Below are 19,681 nucleotides of genomic sequence, written 5' to 3' on the forward strand. Positions count from 1 at the left end.
GCGCGCACAGCCCCTAGGTCGTGTTCGCCGTCGGCATATCAGGTGTCGCTGCCCGCGATCTCGTGCGCGTACGCCGTCATCGACCGGTGGTAGCGCGGCAGGTGCGGGACGAGCGCGAGGATGGCCACCGACAGGCCCTGCGCGGGCCGGCCGGCACTCGCGAGGATGAGGGCGTGCACCACCGCGACCGCGTCCCGATACGGCCCGTCCGCCGCGATCTCCTCCTCGGCGCGGATCACCCGCAGCGCCTCGTCGTAGTCTCCGAGGTTGCGCAGCGAGCTCGCGAGCTGGATCACGCACTGCGGGCGATGCTCCTCGTCGAGGCCGAGCGCCAGGGCGCGACGGTACAGCTCCACGGCCTCCGCCGGGCGTCCCGCGGAATCGCGGGCACCGGCGCGCTCGAACTCGGCCCTGGCGTCGTCCGCACCCCGCTCGGCGGCGAGGGCGTCGATGCGCGCGATCGTCTCGTCGCCGACCTCCTCTCCGGAGGCCTCCGCCCACACCTGCTCGATGCGGTCGTCCCAGCTCGTCATCCCGTCGTCCTTCCCTCGATGAGAAAGAGGGCGGATGCCGCAGCACCCGCCCTCTTCACTCGACCGTGCCGATCACTCGGCGGTGTCGGCGTCCTTCTTGGCCGGAGCCTTCTTCGCCGCCGGCTTCTTGGCGGCGGGCTTCTTCTCCGCAGCGGGCTTCTCGTCCGCGTCGGCATCCTTCTTGGCGGCCGCCTTCTTGGCGGGGGCCTTCTTCTTCGCGGCCGGCTTCTCCTCGGCCTCGGCGGGCTTCTCGTCCGCGGACTCGGCCTCGTCGTCGGTCACGACGAAGTCGGAGAGGTCGACGGCCTTGCCGTTGGTGTCCACGACCTTGACCTTGCCCAGGGCGATCGCGAGCGCCTTGTTCCGGGCGACCTCGCCGACCAGCGCGGGGAGCTGGTTCGAGGACTGCAGCGCCTCGACGAACTCCTGCGGCGCCATGCCGTACTGCGCGGCGGACTGGATGAGGTACTGCGAGAGCTCCTCCTGCGAGACCTGCACGTCGGCCTGCTCGGCGATCGTGTCGAGCAGCACCTGCGTGCGGAACTGCTTCTCGCTGGCCTCGGTCACCTCGGCGCGGTGCACGTCGTCCTCGAGACGGCCCTCGCCCTCGAGGTGGTTGTGCACCTCGTCCTCGATGAGCTGCGGCGGGACCGGGATCTCGATCTGCGCGAGCAGCGTCTCGACGAGCTTGTCGCGGGCGGCGGAGCCCTGCGTGAAGACGCCCTGCTGCTCGACGCGCTCGCGCAGGCTGTCGCGCAGCTCGGCGATCGTGTCGAACTCGCTCGCGATCTGCGCGAACTCGTCGTCGGCCTCGGGAAGCTCGCGCTCCTTGACGGCCTTGACGGTGACGGAGACCTCCGCCTCCTTGCCGGCGTGGTCGCCGCCGACGAGGGCGGAGCGGAAGGTGGTGTCCTCACCGGCGGTGAGCGACTCGATCGCGTCGTCGATGCCCTCGAGGAGCTCGCCGGAGCCGATCTCGTAGGAGACGCCCTCGGCGCGGTCGATCTCGGCGCCGTCGATGGTGGCGACGAGGTCCAGCTCGACGAAGTCGCCCTTGGCCGCGGGGCGGTCGACGGGGATGAGGGTGCCGAAGCGGGCGCGCATGTTCTCCAGCTCGGCGTCGAGGGCGGCCTCGTCGGCCTCCACGGCGTCGACCTCGAGGGTGATGCCCGCGTAGTCGGGGAGCTCGATCTCCGGCCGCACGTCGACCTCGACGTCGACGAGCAGGTCGCCCGAGAAGTCCTTCTCGTTCGGCCACTGCGTGATCTCGGCCGACGGGCGTCCGACGATGCGGAGCTTGTGCTCGGCGGTCGCCTCGCGGAAGAACTTGTCCAGGCCCTCGTTCACGGCGTGCTCGATGACGGCGCCGCGGCCGATGCGCTGGTCGATGATCGGAGCGGGCACCTTGCCCTTGCGGAAGCCGGGGATCTGGACGTCCTGCGCGATGTGCTCGTAGGCGTGCGCGATGCTGGGCTTGAGGTCGTCCGGGGTGACCGTGATGGTGAGCTTGACCCGGGTCGGGGTCAGCTTCTCGACGGTGCTGTTCGCCATGCTGGTGTGTTCTCCTTGTGGTTTCCGCGCAGAACGCGGCTGGAAGGTCGTGGGGTCGAGTCGGGGCGACAGGAGTTGAACCTGCGACCTCCCGCTCCCAAAGCGGGCGCTCTACCAAGCTGAGCTACGCCCCGGGGAATCCGCACGCAGATTCAGCCCAACCGAGTCTAACGGACAGGAGCATGCCCGACCGTCCGCTATGATCGATGGAGTCCGGACTCCGGTTCCGGGGGTGTAGCTCAATGGTAGAGTCTCAGTCTTCCAAACTGATTGCGCGGGTTCGATTCCCGTCACCCCCTCCACGTTGTCACCTCGGTCGAATACGCTGACAGGATCAGCTCCCGACCGGAAGGCCTGCCGAGATGAGCGCCTCGTGACCGCCCCTCCGCCGTCGGTTGCCGCGACCGCCATGGTGCCGGCTCCGGGTGGGCATCGCCTCCCGGCCGTCCTCTCCTCGCCGTCAAGCGTGCCCCGGCCGCCGCGCGACCGGCGATCGCTCAGGGGCGTCCTCGCCGGCACCGTCGGCACGGTCGCGGTGTTGACGGGTCTCGGCATCACGCAGCTCGTCGCGAACCAGGGATACGACGAGGCCGCCAGCGGGGTCGAGGACGCCACCCGATCGGTGACCGCCCAGCAGACGGAACTCCGGCAGCGGACCGCCGATCTGATCGCGGCGACGGATGCCGGCCACATCATCATCGACACCGGCGCGCCCGCCCTCGCCGTCCCCGACGACCTCTGGGCGGCCCTGGACTCCGCCGTGGCGGAGGGCGAGACCACTGGCGGCGAGGCCGAGGACGTCCTCGCGACGCGGCTCCCGGCCGACGAGACGAAACCCGGCTGGTTCTGGGACCTCTTCGCCGCGACGAGCCGTCTCGCCGCGGACCAGAGCATCCTGCGCGACGTCGCCGAGTCGATGGACAGCGCCTCCGCGTCCGCCGCCGCGAGCGTGGACGCGGTGCGGACGACCGGCGTGTCCGTGCTCACCGCCGCGGCCGAGGCCGCGGGCGACTTCGAGACCGCGCATCCGTCCACTCGCAACGCCGCCGTGATCGCTCTGCGCGGAGCCGCATCCGACGCTCTCGCCGTCACCGAGGTCGACGACGCGGCCGCGGCCGCCTATGTCGCCCTGCAGCAGGCCGCCACTGAGGTCGTCTCCGCGGAGAACGCGGAGCTCGCGGAGAAGGCCGGTCCGCTGCAGAACGCCCGCCTCGAGGTGGAGGCGTTCGCGCGGTCTCTCGCGCCCGGCGTCCTGCTGGAGTTCGACTGGGCCCCGCTCGTCAACGGCGCCGGTTACAACGGCAGCATGGGCGGGTACACCACCTGGTGGTGGGACGATCCGGGGCGCGCGGTCATCCAGCTGTCGGACTCGGTGGCGGAGCAGTGGCCCGCCGAACGCAGCCGCGCGCTCGTCGCCCATGAGGTGGGCCATGCCATCAGCGTGAAGTGCGAGGGCATGTACGACTCGTCCACCCAGGACAGCATCGAGAAGTGGGCGACGGCCTGGGCGATCAGCATGGGCTTCACGGACGACGCCAACGGGGTCTGGGCCTACGGGTATCCCCCGCAGAACTACATCGACGCGGCGGCCGGCTGCCGCTGAGACGGAAGAAGCCGCCGTGGTCACCACGGCGGCTTCTCCTCTCGCTCAATCGGCGGTCACTGGCCCCGACGCTCGCGAAGCTGGGTGAGGGCGTCCTCCAGGAGCTGGACGGCCTCCTCGTCCGTGCGACGCTCCTTCACGTAGGCCAGGTGCGTCTTGTACGGCTCGGCCTTGGCGACGGCAGGAGGGTTCTCCTTGTCGCGCCCGGCCGGAAGACCGGACTGCGGGTGGTCGATGATCTCCGGGATCTCCTCCTCGGGGAGACCGGCGGCGAAGTAGCGGACCGTCTCGTTGCCGAGACCGTCCCAGTACGACACCGCGATGCGGTCGGCGTGGTAGCCGTGGTCCTGCTCCCCCATGGGACCGGAACCGACGCGGGTACCGCGGATCGCGTTTCCACCGGTAGCCATCAGATCACCTCGAACTTCGTGATGAGGCCGAGCGCCACGATGGCGATGAACCACGTGAGCGCCAGGACGACGGTGAAGCGGTTCAGGTTCCGCTCCGCGAGACCGGAGGAGCCGACCGCAGTGGTCATGCCGCCGCCGAACATGTCGGACAGGCCGCCGCCGCGACCCTTGTGCAAGAGGATGAGGAGAGTCAGCAGGACGCTGGTGATGCCCAGCACGACCTGCAGGACGAACTCGAGAATTGCCACGGAAAGAGCCTTTCGCTGGGGCCGGAGCGCCCCCGTAACGGTCAAGTATACGGTGCAGCGGGGCCGGAGCCCCGCCGCACTCACACGCCGACGTGCTTCTCGAAGCGGATGATCGCCGCGAACTCGTCGACGACGAGGCTCGCGCCGCCGACCAGAGCGCCGTCCACGTCAGGCTCGCGCATGAAGCTGGCGATGTTCGCCGCCTTGACCGATCCGCCGTAGAGGATGCGGGTGCGGGCCGCCGCCTCGTCGCCGAGGACCTTCGCGATCACGCCGCGGAGCGCCGCGCAGACGTCCTGCGCCTGTTGCGGGGTGGCCGCCTGGCCCGACCCGATGGCCCAGACGGGCTCATACGCCACGACGATGTCGGCCGACGGGGAGACGCCCTGAAGGGCGGCTTCGAGTTGTCCGGCCGGAACGGCGCTGGCACCGAACTTCTCCAGGTCCTCCGCCGTCTCGCCCACGCAGATCACCGGGGAGAGGCCGTGCTTGAGCGCAGCCTTCACCTTGCCGGCCACGATCTCGTCGGACTCGGCGTGGTACTCGCGACGCTCGGAGTGGCCGATGATGACGTACTTCGCGTCGAGCTTCGCCAGGAACGCCCCGGAGATCTCGCCGGTGTACGCACCGGAGTCGTGCGCCGAGACGTCCTGCGCACCGAACGCGAACGGGATCTTGTCCGCGTCGATCAGCGTCTGCACGCTGCGGATGTCGGTGAAGGGCGGGAAGACCGCCACCTCCACGGATCCGTCCTCGTGCTTGGCGTCCTTCAGCGTCCAGTGCAGCTTCTGCACGAACGCCACCGCCTGCAGGTGATCCAGGTTCATCTTCCAGTTGCCCGCGATCAGCGGGGTACGGGAGCTCACGCCCATCCGAGGACCTCCAGCCCAGGTAGTTTCTTGCCCTCGAGGAATTCGAGGCTCGCGCCGCCGCCGGTCGAGATGTGCCCGAACTGGTCGTCGGTGAATCCGAGCTGGCGGACGGCAGCGGCGGAGTCGCCGCCGCCGACCACGCTGAGGCCGTCGACCTCGGTCAGTGCCTGCGCGACCGCCTTGGTTCCCGCAGCGAAGGCCGGGAACTCGAACACGCCCATCGGGCCGTTCCAGAACACCGTCTTCGATCCGCGGATGACCTCGGCGAAGCGCGCGGCGGTCTCCGGTCCGATGTCGAGGCCGATGCCCGACGAACCGAACGCCGTCTCCTCGATCGCGTCCGCGGCGGCCACCTCGTGGTCCGCGTCCGCACCGAAGGAGGCGGCGACGACCACGTCGGTCGGGAGCACGAGCTCCACGCCGCGCTCGGCCGCCTCGGCGATGTAGCCGCGCACGGTCTCGAGCTGGTCCTCCTCGAGGAGACTCGACGCGACGGCGTGCCCCTGTGCCTTCAGGAAGGTGAAGAGCATGCCGCCACCGACGAGGATGCGGTCCACCCGCGGCAGCAGGTGCGAGATGACTCCGAGCTTGTCGCTCACCTTGGACCCGCCGAGCACCACCGCGTACGGCCGCTCCGGGTTCTCCGTGAGGCGATCGAGCACATCGAGCTCGGTCGCGATCAGGAGCCCCGCCGCCGAGGGCAGCAGCTTCGCGAGGTCGTAGACGCTCGCCTGCTTGCGGTGCACGACGCCGAAGCCGTCGGAGACGAGCACGTCGCCGAGCTCCGCGAGCTGCGCCGCGAAGGCACCGCGCTCGGTATCGTCCTTCGACGTCTCCCCCGGGTTGAACCGGAGGTTCTCGATCACGACGACCTGACCGTTCTCGAGGGACGCCACGGCGTCCTTCGCGGCCTCGCCCACGGTGTCGCCGGCGAAGGCGACCGGGGCGCCGAGCAGCTCGGACAGCCGCTGGGCGACCGGCTCGAGGCTGTACTGCGGGTCGGGCGCGCCGTCGGGGCGGCCGAGGTGCGAGCAGACGACGACGCGGGCGCCCGCGTCGATGAGGGTCTTCAGGGTCGGCAGCGAGGCGCGGACACGGCCATCGTCCGTGATGACCCCGTCCCGCAGGGGGACGTTCAGATCACAACGGACGATGACGCGCTTGCCCTCGAGCGAACCCAGTGAGTCCAGGGTGCGCAGAGTCATGTGTCGGAGCTCAGATGCGCTCGGCGACGTACTCGGTCAGGTCGACGAGACGGTTGGAGTAGCCCCACTCGTTGTCGTACCAGCTCGAGACCTTGATCAGGTTGCCGCTGACGTTGGTGAGCGTGGAGTCGAAGATCGACGAGTGCGGGTTGTGCACGATGTCGCTCGACACGATCGGGTCCTCGTTGTACTGCAGGTACCCGGCCAGACGCCCCTCGGCCGCAGCCTTCTTGTAGGCCTCGTTGACCTCGTCCACCGTGAGGTTCTCGCGGTCCGTGATGAGCGTCAGGTCGACGATCGAGCCCGTGGGAACCGGCACGCGGTAGGAGGAACCGCTGAGCTTGCCGTTCAGCTCCGGGAGGACGAGGCCGATGGCCTTCGCGGCACCCGTCGAGGCCGGCGTGATGTTGATCGCGGCGGCGCGGGCGCGGCGGAGATCCTTGTGGGGACCGTCCTGCAGGTTCTGGTCGGCGGTGTAGGCGTGGGCCGTCATCATGAAGCCGCGGTCGATGCCGAAGGCGTCGTTGAACACCTTGGCCAGCGGCGCGAGGCAGTTCGTGGTGCAGGAGGCGTTGGAGATGATGTGGTCCGTCTCCGGGTTGTACGTCTCCTCGTTCACGCCCATGACGATGGTGCGGTCGTCACCCGTGGCCGGAGCCGAGATGAGGACCTTCTTCGCACCGGCGTCGATGTGCTTGCGCGCGGCGTCAGCGTTGGTGAAGAAGCCGGTCGACTCGATGACGATGTCCACGCCCAGCTCGCCCCACGGGAGGTTGGCGGGGTCACGCTCTGCGAAGGCCTTGATCTCCTTGCCGTCGACGGTGATGCTGTCGTCGTCGTACGTGATCTCGGCGTCGAGGACGCCGCTGACCGAGTCGTACTTCAGCAGGTGTGCCAGGGTCTTGTTGTCGGTGAGGTCGTTGACCGCGACGATCTCAAGGTCTGCTCCCTGCGCGAGAGCTGCGCGGAAGTAGTTGCGTCCGATGCGGCCGAAGCCGTTGATACCGATCTTGACAGACACTCAGGTCTCCCTGTTTCTCATGCGCCGAGCGCCGCCGTCGAGCGTGCGCCATGCGCGGGTTTTTTGGCTGAGATGGCGCCCCGACGAGCCGTGGGCCCGCCGGGACGCGACCCGATTACGACAGTACCAGCAGGCCGTTCGTCTGCTGACGGGCGACCTCGAGGCGCTGGGCGACGTTCTCCCAGTTGGCGATGTTCCACGCGGCCTTGACGTAGTCGGCCTTCACGTTGAGGTAGTCGAGGTAGAAGGCGTGCTCCCACATGTCCAGCTGGAACAGCGGGATGGTGCCCTGCGCGGTGTTCGACTGCTGGTCGAAGAGCTGCTGGATGATGAGGCGCGAGCCGATCGAGTCCCAGCTCAGGACGGCCCAGCCGGAACCCTGGATCCCGGTGGCGGCGGCGGTGAAGTGCGCCTGGAACTTCTCGAAGGAGCCGAAGTACTCGTCGATGGCCGCCTTGAGCTCGCCCTCGGGCTGGCCGCCGCCGTTCGGCGAGAGGTTGGTCCAGAAGATCGAGTGGTTGACGTGGCCGCCGAGGTTGAACGCGAGGTCCTTCTCGAGCTTGTTCACATTCGCGAGGTTGCCGCTCTCGCGGGCCTCGGCCAGCTGCTCCAGGGCGGTGTTGGCGCCCGCGACGTAGGTCGCGTGGTGCTTGTCGTGGTGCAGCTCCATGATCTTGCCGCTGATGTGCGGCTCGAGAGCGGCGAAGTCGTAGGGAAGGTCGGGGAGCGTGTAGGTTGCCATATCGCATTCATCCAATCCGCGCCGCGCCGCGGCGCTTGCCGATGCTCCGCGTCGCCGATGTGCGACGGAGAGCGGACGACTTTCATCCTACTGACGACAACGCCTCGGGTGTCCGGATCCTTCCGGGGGTTGACACGCCGTCCAGGGCGGCGTCACCCGGATCAGACGTCGAGACCGGCGGGGACGGCGGCCTCGGTCCCCGGGATGCCCTCCTGCTGCGCGCGCTTGTCCGCCATCGCCAGCAGGCGGCGGATGCGGCCGGCCACGGCGTCCTTGGTGAGCGGAGGGTCGGCGTGGTGACCGAGCTCGTCGAGGCTGGCGTCGCGGTGTGCGAGGCGGAGCTCGCCGGCGACACGGAGGTGGTCGGGCACCTCGTCGGCCAGGATCTCGAGAGCGCGCTCGACACGGGCGCACGCCGCCACGGCGGCCTGCGCGGAACGGCGGAGGTTCGCGTCGTCGAAGTTGACGAGACGGTTGACGCCGGCGCGCACCTCGCGGCGCTGTCGCAGCTCCTCCCACGCGAGAGCGGTGCGCTGGGCGCCCATCTCGCTGAGGATGGTGCGGATCGCCTCCCCCTCGCGCACGACGACGCGGGGAAGCCCGCGGACCTCGCGCGCCTTCGCGGCGACACCGAGGCGGTGGGCGGCACCCACGAGCGCCATGGCGGCCTCGGACGACGGGCAGGCGACCTCGAGCATCGCGGAGCGGCCCGGCTCGCTCAGCGAACCCGCGGCGAGGAAGGCCCCGCGCCAGAGGCCGGCGATCTCCGCACGGGACCCCGTGGTGAGGCGGTTCGGCAGTCCGCGGACCGGGCGGCGACGCTGGTCGAGCAGTCCGGTCTGGCGGGCAAGGGTCTCCCCCTGCGCGATGACGCGGACGGCCCAGCGGGCGCCGTCGTTGGCGGTGCTCGACTGCACCTGGGCGATCTCCGGGCGGACGCCGTAGATCTCGGCGAGGTCGCGGGCCACACGGCGGGCGAGGGTCTCGGCATCGACCTCCGCTTCCACCGCCACACGGCCGGCGATGGAGTGCAGACCACCGGCGAACCGGAGGATGGCCGTCACCTCAGCGACGCGCACCGTCGGGGGTGCATTGCGGATGCTGACGAGCTCAGCCTTGACGTCGGTGGTTAGTGCCACGAGACTCCTTCACGTTCACGCGCCGGGTCGCGACGCAAACCTCCAGCTTACTCGCTCGGGGGCCTATTCCCTGCCGAGGTCACGGTGGCGGACGTTGACCGCGACGCCCGGGATTCCCGCCAGTCGACGGGCGAGCTCCTCGGACATGGCGACCGAACGGTGCTTGCCGCCCGTGCACCCGATGGCGATCGTGGAGTGGCTCTTGTTCTCGCGCTGATACCCCTCGAGGACGGGCACGAGAGCCTTCGCGTAGGCGTCGAGGAACTCCTCCGCGCCGTCCCGGGAGAGCACGTACTCCCGCACGGTCTCGTCCTGCCCGGTGAGACCGCGCAGGTCCTCGTTCCAATACGGGTTCGGGAGGAAGCGCATGTCGGCCACGACGTCGACGTCGGTGGGCAGCCCGTACTTGAAGCCGAAGCTGAGCAGGGTGACCCGGTGCCGCGCCTCGCCCTCCTCCGAGAAGATGTCCGAGACCTTGGTCGCGAGCTGGTGGATGTTCAACGCCGAGGTGTCGATCACCAGATCCGCGGCCTCGCGGATCGGGGCGAGCCGGGCGCGCTCGGTCCGGATGCCGTCGAGGAGGGTGCCGTCGCCCTGAAGCGGATGCGGGCGCCGTACGGCCTCGAAGCGACGGACGAGGACGTCGTCCGAGGCGTCCAGGAAGAGCACGCGGATGGATCCCCTGGTGCGCAGCACGCGAGCGACACCCGGGAAGTCGTCGAAGAGGTTGCGGCCGCGCACGTCGACCACCGCCGCGACCTTCGGCAGCGCGTCGCCCCCCATGCCGGTGAGATCGAGCAGCGGTCGGAGGATCTGCGGCGGCAGGTTGTCGACGACGTACCAGCTGAGATCCTCCAGCGCGTTCGCCACCGTGGTCCGACCCGCGCCGGACATCCCGGTGACGATGAGGAATTCGCCCTGTTCCCCGTCAGACATCGCTCACTGCTCCTTCTCCCCCTCGGCCTCCCAGCCTAGCGAGTGGACAGGTGCGTATGGATGTTCTGGGCGAGCACCGGACCGATCCCCTGGACCTCCTGGATCTGCTGAGGTTCCGCGGCACGCAGCGCGGTGACCGACCCGAAGTGCTTGAGGAGGACCTTGATCCGCGAGGCCCCGAGACCAGGGACCTCGGCGAGCACCGTGGTGATGTCCTTCTTGCGCTTCTTGCGCTGGTGCGTGATGGCGAACCGATGCGCCTCGTCGCGAAGACGCTGGAGCAGATAGAGGGATTCGCTCGTCCGCGGCAGGATGACCGGGAAGTCGTCTCCCGGCAACCAGATCTCCTCCAGACGCTTGGCGATGCCGCAGACCGCGATCTCCGTGTGTCCGGCGTCGCGCAGTGCTCGCGCGGCGGCCTCGACCTGCGGCTGACCGCCGTCCACGAGCAGCAGCTGCGGCGGGTAGGCGAACCGGGGCTTCCGGCGCACCCCCGCCTCGCCGACGTCTTCCGCGACCACCTCGTCGGTGGTGGGGTCGACGGTCTCCTGCTCTTCCGGGCGGTCGAGGTAGGCGAGCCGACGCCGCAGCACCTGGTACATGGAGTCGGTGTCGTCGGTGGTCTCCGCGATGTTGAAGGTGCGGTACTGGTCCTTGCGCGGCAGCCCGTCCTCGAACACGACCATGGACGCCACCACGTTGGTGCCGCCGAGGTGCGAGATGTCGAAGCACTCGATCCGGAGCGGTGCCTCCTCCATCCCCAGCGCCTCCTGGAGATCGGTGAGCGCCTGCGTGCGCGCGACGTAGTCGCTCGTCCGACGCGTCTTGTGCCTGATCAGCGCCTGCTGGGCGTTCAGGGTGGCCGTGCGCATGAGGTCGGCGCGCTGGCCGCGATGCGCCACGGCGATCTCGACCTTCCGGCCCCGGCGTTCGCGCAGCCACACCTCCAGCTCGGAAGCGTCGTCGGGAAGCACCGGCACGAGGATGCGGCGCGGCACGTCCTGGGCCTCGCCGTACGCCTGCTGGAGGACCTGCTCCACGAGCTCCCCACCCGTGATGTCGATCTCCTTCTCGATCGTCAGGGCCCGGACGCCTCGAACACGACCACCGCGGATGACGAAGTGCTGCACGGCGGCGGCGAGCTCGTCCTCCGCGATGCCGAACAGGTCGGCGTCCTCGTCGGCCGGGAGCACGAGGGCGCTCTTGCCGAGCACGGCCTCGATCGCCGAGAGCTTGTCACGGTATTTCGCGGCTGCCTCGTAGTCCATGGCCGCCGACGCCGCGAGCATGCGCTGCGTGAGCTCGCGGGTGAAGCGTTCATCACCGCCCGCCATGAATGCGACGAAGTCGTCGACCATGGCGCGATGCTCCTCGATCGACACCGTCATCGAACACGGCCCACCGCACTTGCCGATCTGCCCGGGGAAGCACGGACGCCCCGTCTGCATCGCCCGCTTGTAACTGGCGTCGCTGCACGTGCGGATCGGGAACGCCTTGATCATCAGGTCGATGGTCTCGTGCACCGCCCAGACCTTCGGGTACGGACCGAAGTAGCGGGCCCCGGGGATCTTCCGGTTGCGGGTGACCAGCACACGCGGCGCCTCGTCCCCGAGCGTCACCGCCATGAACGGGTACGACTTGTCGTCCCGGTACTTGACGTTGAACGGCGGATCGAACTCCTTGATCCACATGTACTCGAGCTGGAGGGAATCGACGTCGGTGGGCACGACGGTCCACTCCACCGACGCCGCCGTCGTCACCATCCGGCGTGTGCGCTCGTGCAGTGTCCGCAGCGGAGCGAAGTAGTTCGACAGCCGCTGACGGAGGTTCTTCGCCTTCCCGACGTACAGCACCCGGCCGTTGGCATCGCGGAACCGGTACACCCCCGGGTCGGTCGGGATCTCGCCCGCCCGGGGCTTGTACGGCAGCCCGTCGGCCATCAGCTGGCCTTCCGCGCGGAGCGCCCCTCACCCAGGATCTCGGCGAGGAACTGGCCGGTGTGGCTCTCCTCGACCCGCGCGATCTGCTCCGGCGTGCCGGTGGCGAGGATCGTGCCGCCGCCGGAACCACCCTCCGGACCCAGGTCGATCACCCAGTCGGCCGACTTGATCACGTCGAGGTTGTGCTCGATCACGATGACCGTGTTGCCCTTGTCGACCAGACCGTTCAGCACCTCGAGGAGCTTGCGCACGTCTTCGAAGTGCAGACCCGTCGTCGGCTCGTCGAGCACGTAGATGCTCCGACCGTTGCTGCGGCGCTGGAGTTCGGTCGCGAGCTTCACGCGCTGCGCCTCACCGCCGGAGAGCGTCGTCGCGGACTGCCCGAGGCGCACGTATCCCAGCCCCACGTCGACCAGGGTCTTCATGTAGCGGTGGATGGCCTGGATCGGCTCGAAGAACTCGGCCGCCTCCTCGATGGGCATCTCCAGCACCTCGGCGATGTTCTTGCCCTTGTAGTGCACGGCGAGGGTGTCGCGGTTGTACCGCTTGCCGTGGCACACCTCGCAGTCCACGTACACGTCCGGGAGGAAGTTCATCTCGATCTTAATCGTGCCGTCGCCCGAGCACGCCTCGCAGCGTCCGCCCTTGACGTTGAAGCTGAACCGGCCCGGCTGATAGCCGCGGACCTTCGCCTCGGGCGTCTCGCTGAAGAGCGTGCGGATGCGGTCGAAGACACCGGTGTAGGTCGCCGGGTTCGATCGCGGGGTGCGGCCGATCGGCGCCTGGTCGACGTGCACGACCTTGTCGAGGTTGTCGAGCCCGGTCACGCGCGTGTGCTTGCCCGGCACCGTCCGCGCCCCGTTGAGCCGCGACGCGAGCACCTGATACAGGATGTCGTTCACGAGGGACGACTTCCCGGATCCGCTGACGCCGGTGACCGCGGTCAGCACGCCGAGCGGGAAGTCGGCCGTGACATTGCGGAGGTTGTTGGCGCGGGCGCCCACGACGCTGAGCATGCGCTTCTTGTCGATCTTGCGGCGCTTCGCCGGCATCGGGATCTCCCGACGGCCCGAGAGGTAGTCCCCGGTCATCGATTCGGTGTCGGCGAGCAGCGCCGAGTAGGGCCCGGAGTGGACCACGGCACCGCCGTTCACGCCGGCCCCCGGGCCGATGTCGACGACCCAGTCCGCGGCCTCGATGGTCTCCTCGTCGTGCTCGACGACGATCAGGGTGTTCCCGAGGTCGCGCAGCGTGAGCAGCGTCTCGATGAGCCGGCGGTTGTCGCGCTGGTGCAGTCCGATCGACGGTTCGTCGAGGACGTAGAGCACGCCGGTGAGACCGGAGCCGATCTGCGTGGCGAGGCGGATGCGCTGGGCCTCGCCTCCCGACAGCGAGCCGGCCGAACGGCTGAGGTTGAGGTAGGACAGACCGACCTGGAGGAGGAAGTCGAGGCGCAGGCGGATCTCACGGAGCACCTGCGCGGCGATCTTGGCCTCGCGGTCGGTGAGGTGCAGCTTCTCCATGAAGGCCCGGGCGTCGGCCAGGCTCAGGTGGGAGACCTCGGCGATGGAGTGACCGTGCACCTGCACGGCCAGCACCTCGGGCTTGAGACGGTCGCCGTTGCAGACCGGGCACGGGACCTCGCGGAGGTACTCGCCCCACCGGCTGCGCTGGGTGTCGGACTCGGCCTGCAGGTACTGCCGCTCGATGTACGGCACCACGCCCTCGAAACCGGAGGCGTAGCGCATCTCACGGCCGTAGCGGTTCTTCCACTTGACGGTGACCTTGTAGTTCTCTCCGCGCAGGACTGCTTCCTTGACGTCGGAGTGCAGTTCGCGCCACGGGGTGTCGAGGGAGAAGTCGAGGTCGCGGGAGAGTCCTTCGAGCAGGCGCTCGTAGTACTGGAAGAGCCCCTTGCCCTGCGTGGTCCACGGGATGATGACGCCCTCGCGGATCGAGAGGTCTTCGTCGCCGAGCATCAGATCGACGTCCACCGACATGCGGGTGCCGAGGCCCGAGCAGGCGGGGCAGGCACCGAACGGCGCGTTGAAGGAGAACGTGCGCGGCTCGATCTCGGTGAGGGTGAGCGCGTGGCCGTTCGGGCACGCGAGCTTCTCCGAGAACGTCTGCCAGGCGTCGTCGCCCTCGCCGTCCACGTAGTTGATCTGCACGACCCCACCGGCGAGACCGAGAGCGGTCTCCACCGAGTCGGTCACGCGTCCGAGGATGTCGGGCGAGGCGACGAGGCGATCGACGACCACCGCGATGTCGTGCTTGTAGCTCTTCTTGAGCGTCGGAGGCTCGGCCAGCTGGATGAGCTCGCCGTCGACGATCGCCCGCGAGTAGCCCTTCGCCCCGAGCTCCCGGAACAGGTCGACGAACTCGCCCTTCTTCTGGGAGACGATCGGCGCGACCACCTGGTAGCGGGTGCGCTCCGGGAGCTCCATGAGCTGGTCGGCGATCTGCTGGACGGTCTGCCGCTGGATCTTCTCCCCGCACACCGGACAGTGCGGAACGCCGATACGCGCCCAGAGCAGACGCATGTAGTCGTAGATCTCGGTGATCGTGCCGACCGTGGACCGGGGGTTGCGGTTCGTCGACTTCTGATCGATCGACACCGCCGGGCTCAGCCCCTCGATGAAATCGACGTCCGGCCGGTCGACCTGACCGAGGAACTGCCGCGCGTAGGCGCTCAGCGACTCGACGTACCGGCGCTGCCCCTCGGCGAAGATCGTGTCGAAGGCGAGGCTCGACTTCCCCGATCCGGAGAGGCCGGTGAAGACCACCAGCGAGTCGCGGGGGATGTCGATGTCGACGTTCTTGAGATTGTGCACGCGGGCGCCGCGGACACTGAGTTTTCCTGGGGAAGCAACGGGGACGATGGGCACCGAACAAGTCTACGAGGGGCCACGGACATCGGCTCCGAGAACGCCGAACGCCCCGGTTCCTGCGGCCGCCACGTCAGCCCGTCTCGCAGCGCGGACCGCGAGCAGGACCCCACCCAGCAGCATCGCCGCGGCGACCGGTGCCAGGAGCGCGGTCGTCCCGGTGATCTCCCGCTCGGTGAGCAGCCAGACTCCGAACGCGACCGGCTGGGTGAGCAGCTGGACCGTGAGGAAGCGGCCGGCGGTCGGAAGCAGGACCGGGAGGGCCACCCGCGAGGACGGCGGCACCACGAGACTCAGCGACGCGCACACGTGCAGAGCATGCACGCACAGCAGCGCCAGCGCCGTCCGGCCGGGATCCGGCTCCGTGAGTATCACCCCGAACGGCAGGCACGCGAGCGCCACCCAGGCGGCGAGGCTGCGCGGGATCGCGGCGGCGACGAGCGCGGCGAGCACCGCGATGCCCTGCCACAGCGGGAACGGGATGAGCAGCAGGGCCCCGCAGGCCGCCACGGCGACCATCGCGAGCCGGATGACGATGCCCGGCACCGCGGCGCCGGTGCGGAACGAGCGGACGGAACGACTCATCGGCGCCCCGTCCCCCGGCGCGTGAGACGACGCGCCGCCAGCCGCATCGCCGCATCGGCTCCGCTCGACCACGGCACCACCTCGACGCCCGCGTGGTCCAGCTCCGTCAGGATGTCGGCGCGTTCGGCGAGCAGCGTGCGAAGCGCGATCCGCTGTTCCCTGGTGAGGCGGGTCGCCTCCGGCACAGGGAGCACGTCGACCGCCACGACGGCGTGGCCCGCGGCACGCCAGCTCGTCGCCAGCCGCGCGGCGACCCCGTCGACGAACGTCGAGAGCACGAAGACGATCGAGCCGGGCGGCACCACCGGCGAGCGACGATACGAGGGGTCGGCGCCGAGGCCGGTGGCCGCGATGGCGCGGCGGAGACGGGCGAGGTGCCGCACTCCTCCACCGGACGGCAGCGACACCCCGTCCGGGGAGAGCGCGTGATAGGCGACCCGGTCCCCGACGCCGATGGCGGCCGTGGCGATCGCGAGGGCAGCCTCACGCGCGTGATCGAGCGACGTGACCCCGGAGCGATCGGCGTCGCCGCTCCCCCACGCGGCGACGACGGCACCCAGGTCTTCCGCGGTGTCGATCGCGATGACCACCGAGGAATCGCTCAGCGCGCCGTCCCTGCGCACCAGGAGGTCGCCGGGGCGACGGGCGGCTCGCGCGGTCGCCCGCCAGTCGACCCGCCGGAGCTCATCCCCCGGGACGAAGGGCTGGATGTCGCGGAAGTCCCCACCCTGACCGGGGCGCGAGCCCGGATGGGCACCGTGGAGTCCGGTGAGTCGCGGCGCCACCGGGAGGGTGCTGATCCGCACGCCGCGCGGGGGCGCGTTCCAGGCGACGGCCGTCCGGGGAAGGAGCCCCGTGACCCACGCACCGTCGAGGTCGGATCCCCGCGCGGTCACGCCGAGCGGCTCACTCGGCCCGGAGTGCTGCAGAGCACTGCGGGCCGTGACGCACGCGGCGCCGGGCCGCACGTCCGCGAGGCCGGTCCGCCGCCCGTCCTGATCCACCGCGACCTGGACGGCGTCGGCCGTCAGCAGCACGTCCACGGTGGTCCGCACCTCCGGGCGGTCACCGTCGCCGACGGCCTGGGCCCGCAGCGCGATGCGTGCGTGTCCGGGACGGGGGCGCGAGAGGAGCGCCCAGCCCGCGGTCAGCGCCAGCGGCAGCCCGAGGGCGACGACGTCCGGACGCGAGGAGGCGAGCCCGACCGCCGCGAGGATCGCGCCGCCGGCGATCCCGAGCGCGATGACCGGCGTGCGCCGCCACGTGAGTGCGGCGGTGGACTCGACCGCCGTCTCGTCCGTCACGGCGTCGTCGCGACCGTCGGAGGCACCGGCGTCCGAGCCAGTGCCGCGTCCACCACCGTCCGCGGATCCACGCCCTGCGCCCAGGCCTGCGGCGTCAGCGTCAGGCGGTGAGCGAGGACGGGCACCGCGATGCGCTTGATGTCGTCCGGCCGCACATACGCCCGGCCGTCCAGCGCGGCGAGCGCGCGGCCGAGGAGGACGAGCGCCTGCGAGCCGCGCGGGGACGCGCCGACGGCCACCGTCGCCGCCTCGCGGGTGGCGCGGGCGAGTTCGACGGCGTACCGCACGACGTCGGGATCGACGTGGATGCGCTCGACCGCCGCCTGGAGGCGCTGGAGGCCCTCCGCGTCCAGAACGGGTGCGACCTCGACATCCGGGCTCTGCCGGTCGACGCGGTCCAGGATGATGCGCGCCTCCTCCTCAGCGCCGGGATAGCCCACGGAGAGCCGCACCATGAACCGGTCGAGCTGGGCTTCGGGCAGTGCGTACGTCCCCTCGTACTCGATCGGGTTCGAGGTCGCGATCACGTGGAAGGGTCCTGGGAGGGCGAACCGATTGCCCTCCACCGTCACCTGGCGCTCGGCCATGGCCTCGAGCATCGCCGACTGCGTCTTCGGCGTCGTCCGGTTGATCTCGTCCGCGAGCAGCAGGCCCGTGAAGAGGGGGCCGGGGCGGAAGGCGAACTCTCCGGTCGAGGGCGAGTACACGTACGAGCCGGTGACGTCGCCGGGAAGCATGTCAGGAGTGCACTGCAGCCGACGGAAGTCCAGGCCGAGGGCCCCCGCCAGACTCCGCGCGGCGAGCGTCTTGCCGAGGCCGGGGACGTCCTCGAAGAGCACATGTCCCCCGGCAAGGATCGTGGCGAGCGCCAGAGTCAGAGGCTCGTCCATCCCGACCACCGCTGTCCGGACGCCGGCGAGCACGCGGCGTCCGACGTCTGCGATCTGCGCGGTCTCATCGTTGGTCATGAAGTCTCCTCCGTGTCGGTCGGGATGCGGTCGAGGGCGTCGAGGACGCGCTCGATGTCGGCACGCTGCACGTCACGCGCGTGCAGGGACGCTCGAACGCCGTCCCCCAGCATCGCGTCGATGCGCGGGTGGTCGTCAGGATCGTCGAGGTCGAGGCCGCGATGGGCGAGGCGGCGCCGGACGACCCCCTGCACGCGCCGCACGACGACGTGCCCGGCGACGCCCGTGCGGGTGTTGATCGCCCAGGCCATCCGCGACACGTCCGAGCCGCGCGATTCCGCTCTCGGCGCCTCCGGCGGCCACACGACCGCCTCGTCGACGAAGACCTGTCGGGCGGCCCCGACCACCGCGAGCAGGAGGAGGGTCCAGGCCACGGCGAAGGCGGCAGGCACTCCGAGCACGAGGAGCACGGTGAAGAGAGCGGCCCCGACGAGGGCGCTGATCACCGTCACGACGATGCCCTTCACCGCCACCCCTCCTTGATGCCCCGGAGGGCGACCACGGCGCTCTGTCGGTCCTGCTCGTCTGCGACCAGCCCACCGAAGCGGACCCGCTCGTACAGCCCCTGGAGCCGGAGCACGTCGGCCGCGATGCTCCGGCGGGCACCGACCACCCGGGCTGTGAACTCCGCCGGCGTCTCAGCGGCTCCGCGACCGTGGCCGGCGTCGGCGGCGGATTCCTCCAGTCCGACCCACGCGGCGACGATCGCATCACCGGGATCGGGCCTCGCTGTCACGGTGCGCAACGCGGCGGAGACCCCGCGGCGGATGACCTCCTCGTTCGGAGGTACCGCGGGAGTGCTGCCACCGTCCTCCCCGGCGGCAGCGGTGACCTCACGACGATCGAGCGGACGTGCCTGCCACAGCCGTCGGAGGAAGCGGAGGAGCTGACGCAGGACCACGAGGACGAGGGCGAGGACGGCCAGCGTCAGCAGCGCCCCGAAGACCACCCCGAGAATCTGCGCGAGAGCGGATTCGCCCCAGGACTCCGGGGGCGGTGGTGTCCCGGTCGTCGACGGGACCGGGAGGACGAGGTCCTCCGGGGGCGGCGGCGTGCTCTCCGGTCGGGACGACGAGAACTGCGGGGTGCCCTGTCCCGCGGCAGCGAGCATGAGGACCCCGAACAGTCCGGCGATCGCGGCGAGGCCGAGCAGCGGCGCGGTCGCCCCTGACCGGCGCACGGCCTCCGGTGCACGGACCGGAGGCTCTGGGCGCGACATGCCTCCACCCTAGGGGCGCGGCCCGAGACGGCCCCGTTCCGCACCGGGGTGCCGCGGAACGGGTCAGCTCTGATCGGGGCGCCGCCCCGCGAAGGCCCCGAGCCCGTCACGGAGAGCGGCGATCTCGCCGATGCCCATCCCCACGGCGGCCATCACCTGCCGCGGCACATCCACGGCCCTCGCACGCAGAGCCGCTCCGGCATCGGTGAGCGTGATCTCCAGTCGGCGCTCGTCTTCACTGCTGCGCTGGCGCGTCACCAGGCCGTCGGCCTCGAGCCTCTTGACGAGGGGCGACGCGGTCGCGGGCTCCAGCGCGAGGTCGGCGGCGAGGTCGTTCAGGGTCCGCGGCGACCGCTCCCACAGGGCGAGCATCACCAGGTACTGCGGGTGCGTCAACCCGAGCGGCTCGAGGATCGGCCGGTAGATCGCCACGACGTTCCGCGCCGCCGTGACCACGGCGAAGCAGAGCTGATTCTCGAGCCGGAGCAGATCGTCGGTGTCAGTCACGGTCCCGACT

At 70.2% G+C, this 19,681-nt stretch carries 19 protein-coding genes and 2 tRNA genes; 2 read left to right on the forward strand and 19 right to left on the reverse strand.

Going from position 1 to position 19,681, the window contains the following annotated elements:
- Positions 1-38: 38 nt before the first annotated feature.
- From IZR02_RS09945 to IZR02_RS09955, 3 genes are all read right to left on the reverse strand, one after another.
- Positions 39-533, reverse strand: a complete 495-nt coding sequence (locus IZR02_RS09945; protein WP_025105019.1) for a tetratricopeptide repeat protein — start codon at positions 531-533, stop codon at positions 39-41.
- Between the two features lie 72 nt (positions 534-605).
- On the reverse strand, positions 606-2,084 hold the full coding sequence (gene tig / locus IZR02_RS09950) for a trigger factor (RefSeq protein ID WP_025105020.1): 1,479 nt from the start codon (positions 2,082-2,084) through the stop codon (positions 606-608).
- A gap of 60 nt (positions 2,085-2,144) precedes the next feature.
- Positions 2,145-2,218 (reverse strand) — tRNA-Pro (locus IZR02_RS09955).
- A gap of 94 nt (positions 2,219-2,312) precedes the next feature.
- Between IZR02_RS09955 and IZR02_RS09960 the strand changes: the two genes are divergently transcribed.
- Both IZR02_RS09960 and IZR02_RS09965 read left to right on the forward strand, forming a co-directional pair.
- A tRNA-Gly gene (locus IZR02_RS09960) sits at positions 2,313-2,386 on the forward strand.
- Between the two features lie 71 nt (positions 2,387-2,457).
- A complete protein-coding gene (locus IZR02_RS09965) occupies positions 2,458-3,687 on the forward strand; it encodes a hypothetical protein (RefSeq protein WP_025105021.1) in 1,230 nt (409 codons plus the stop codon).
- Positions 3,688-3,743: 56 nt separating this feature from the next.
- On the opposite strand, the gene IZR02_RS09970 is transcribed toward IZR02_RS09965, so the two are convergent.
- From IZR02_RS09970 to IZR02_RS10045, 16 genes are all read right to left on the reverse strand, one after another.
- Positions 3,744-4,097, reverse strand: coding sequence for an RNA polymerase-binding protein RbpA (locus IZR02_RS09970; RefSeq protein WP_025105022.1), 354 nt, complete (start codon positions 4,095-4,097; stop codon positions 3,744-3,746).
- Complete coding sequence (gene secG, locus IZR02_RS09975) at positions 4,097-4,345, reverse strand: preprotein translocase subunit SecG (RefSeq protein ID WP_025105023.1); 249 nt, start codon at positions 4,343-4,345, stop codon at positions 4,097-4,099. Before secG ends, IZR02_RS09970 begins: the two co-directional genes overlap by 1 nt.
- 80 nt (positions 4,346-4,425) lie before the next feature.
- A complete protein-coding gene (tpiA, locus tag IZR02_RS09980; protein ID WP_025105024.1) occupies positions 4,426-5,217 on the reverse strand; it encodes a triose-phosphate isomerase in 792 nt (263 codons plus the stop codon).
- Positions 5,208-6,422 carry a phosphoglycerate kinase gene (locus tag IZR02_RS09985; RefSeq protein ID WP_025105025.1) on the reverse strand — a complete coding sequence of 405 codons (1,215 nt, stop codon included), beginning with the start codon at positions 6,420-6,422 and terminating at the stop codon, positions 5,208-5,210. The genes tpiA and IZR02_RS09985 overlap by 10 nt, the downstream gene beginning before the upstream one ends.
- A gap of 10 nt (positions 6,423-6,432) precedes the next feature.
- Positions 6,433-7,443, reverse strand: a complete 1,011-nt coding sequence (gene gap / locus IZR02_RS09990; protein WP_025105026.1) for a type I glyceraldehyde-3-phosphate dehydrogenase — start codon at positions 7,441-7,443, stop codon at positions 6,433-6,435.
- 115 nt (positions 7,444-7,558) lie between these two features.
- Positions 7,559-8,185 (reverse strand): superoxide dismutase, encoded by a 627-nt coding sequence (locus IZR02_RS09995; RefSeq protein WP_025105027.1) that lies wholly within the window; start codon positions 8,183-8,185, stop codon positions 7,559-7,561.
- A gap of 161 nt (positions 8,186-8,346) precedes the next feature.
- Positions 8,347-9,324 carry a DNA-binding protein WhiA gene (gene whiA / locus IZR02_RS10000; protein ID WP_025105028.1) on the reverse strand — a complete coding sequence of 326 codons (978 nt, stop codon included), beginning with the start codon at positions 9,322-9,324 and terminating at the stop codon, positions 8,347-8,349.
- Between the two features lie 63 nt (positions 9,325-9,387).
- Positions 9,388-10,260 (reverse strand): RNase adapter RapZ, encoded by an 873-nt coding sequence (gene rapZ / locus IZR02_RS10005; RefSeq protein ID WP_025105029.1) that lies wholly within the window; start codon positions 10,258-10,260, stop codon positions 9,388-9,390.
- A 35-nt stretch (positions 10,261-10,295) separates the two neighbouring features.
- Complete coding sequence (gene uvrC / locus IZR02_RS10010) at positions 10,296-12,200, reverse strand: excinuclease ABC subunit UvrC (protein WP_025105030.1); 1,905 nt, start codon at positions 12,198-12,200, stop codon at positions 10,296-10,298.
- Positions 12,200-15,088, reverse strand: coding sequence for an excinuclease ABC subunit UvrA (uvrA, locus tag IZR02_RS10015; RefSeq protein ID WP_025105031.1), 2,889 nt, complete (start codon positions 15,086-15,088; stop codon positions 12,200-12,202). Before uvrA ends, uvrC begins: the two co-directional genes overlap by 1 nt.
- 9 nt (positions 15,089-15,097) lie before the next feature.
- Entirely contained in the window at positions 15,098-15,673 is a 576-nt protein-coding gene (locus IZR02_RS10020; protein WP_025105032.1) for a hypothetical protein, read from the reverse strand.
- Positions 15,670-16,977, reverse strand: coding sequence for a DUF58 domain-containing protein (locus IZR02_RS10025; RefSeq protein WP_025105033.1), 1,308 nt, complete (start codon positions 16,975-16,977; stop codon positions 15,670-15,672). Before IZR02_RS10025 ends, IZR02_RS10020 begins: the two co-directional genes overlap by 4 nt.
- Positions 16,974-17,945: an AAA family ATPase gene (locus tag IZR02_RS10030; RefSeq protein ID WP_025105034.1), complete on the reverse strand. Its 972-nt coding sequence runs from the start codon at positions 17,943-17,945 to the stop codon at positions 16,974-16,976. Before IZR02_RS10030 ends, IZR02_RS10025 begins: the two co-directional genes overlap by 4 nt.
- Complete coding sequence (locus IZR02_RS10035; protein WP_240183583.1) at positions 17,942-18,412, reverse strand: hypothetical protein; 471 nt, start codon at positions 18,410-18,412, stop codon at positions 17,942-17,944. Before IZR02_RS10035 ends, IZR02_RS10030 begins: the two co-directional genes overlap by 4 nt.
- On the reverse strand, positions 18,409-19,164 hold the full coding sequence (locus IZR02_RS10040) for a DUF4129 domain-containing protein (RefSeq protein ID WP_025105036.1): 756 nt from the start codon (positions 19,162-19,164) through the stop codon (positions 18,409-18,411). The genes IZR02_RS10035 and IZR02_RS10040 overlap by 4 nt, the downstream gene beginning before the upstream one ends.
- A gap of 63 nt (positions 19,165-19,227) precedes the next feature.
- Positions 19,228-19,671, reverse strand: a complete 444-nt coding sequence (locus IZR02_RS10045; RefSeq protein WP_025105037.1) for a MarR family winged helix-turn-helix transcriptional regulator — start codon at positions 19,669-19,671, stop codon at positions 19,228-19,230.
- Between the last annotated feature and the right edge of the window lie 10 nt (positions 19,672-19,681).

It is taken from the genome of Microbacterium paraoxydans, from assembly GCF_019056515.1.
Taxonomy (GTDB): domain Bacteria; phylum Actinomycetota; class Actinomycetes; order Actinomycetales; family Microbacteriaceae; genus Microbacterium.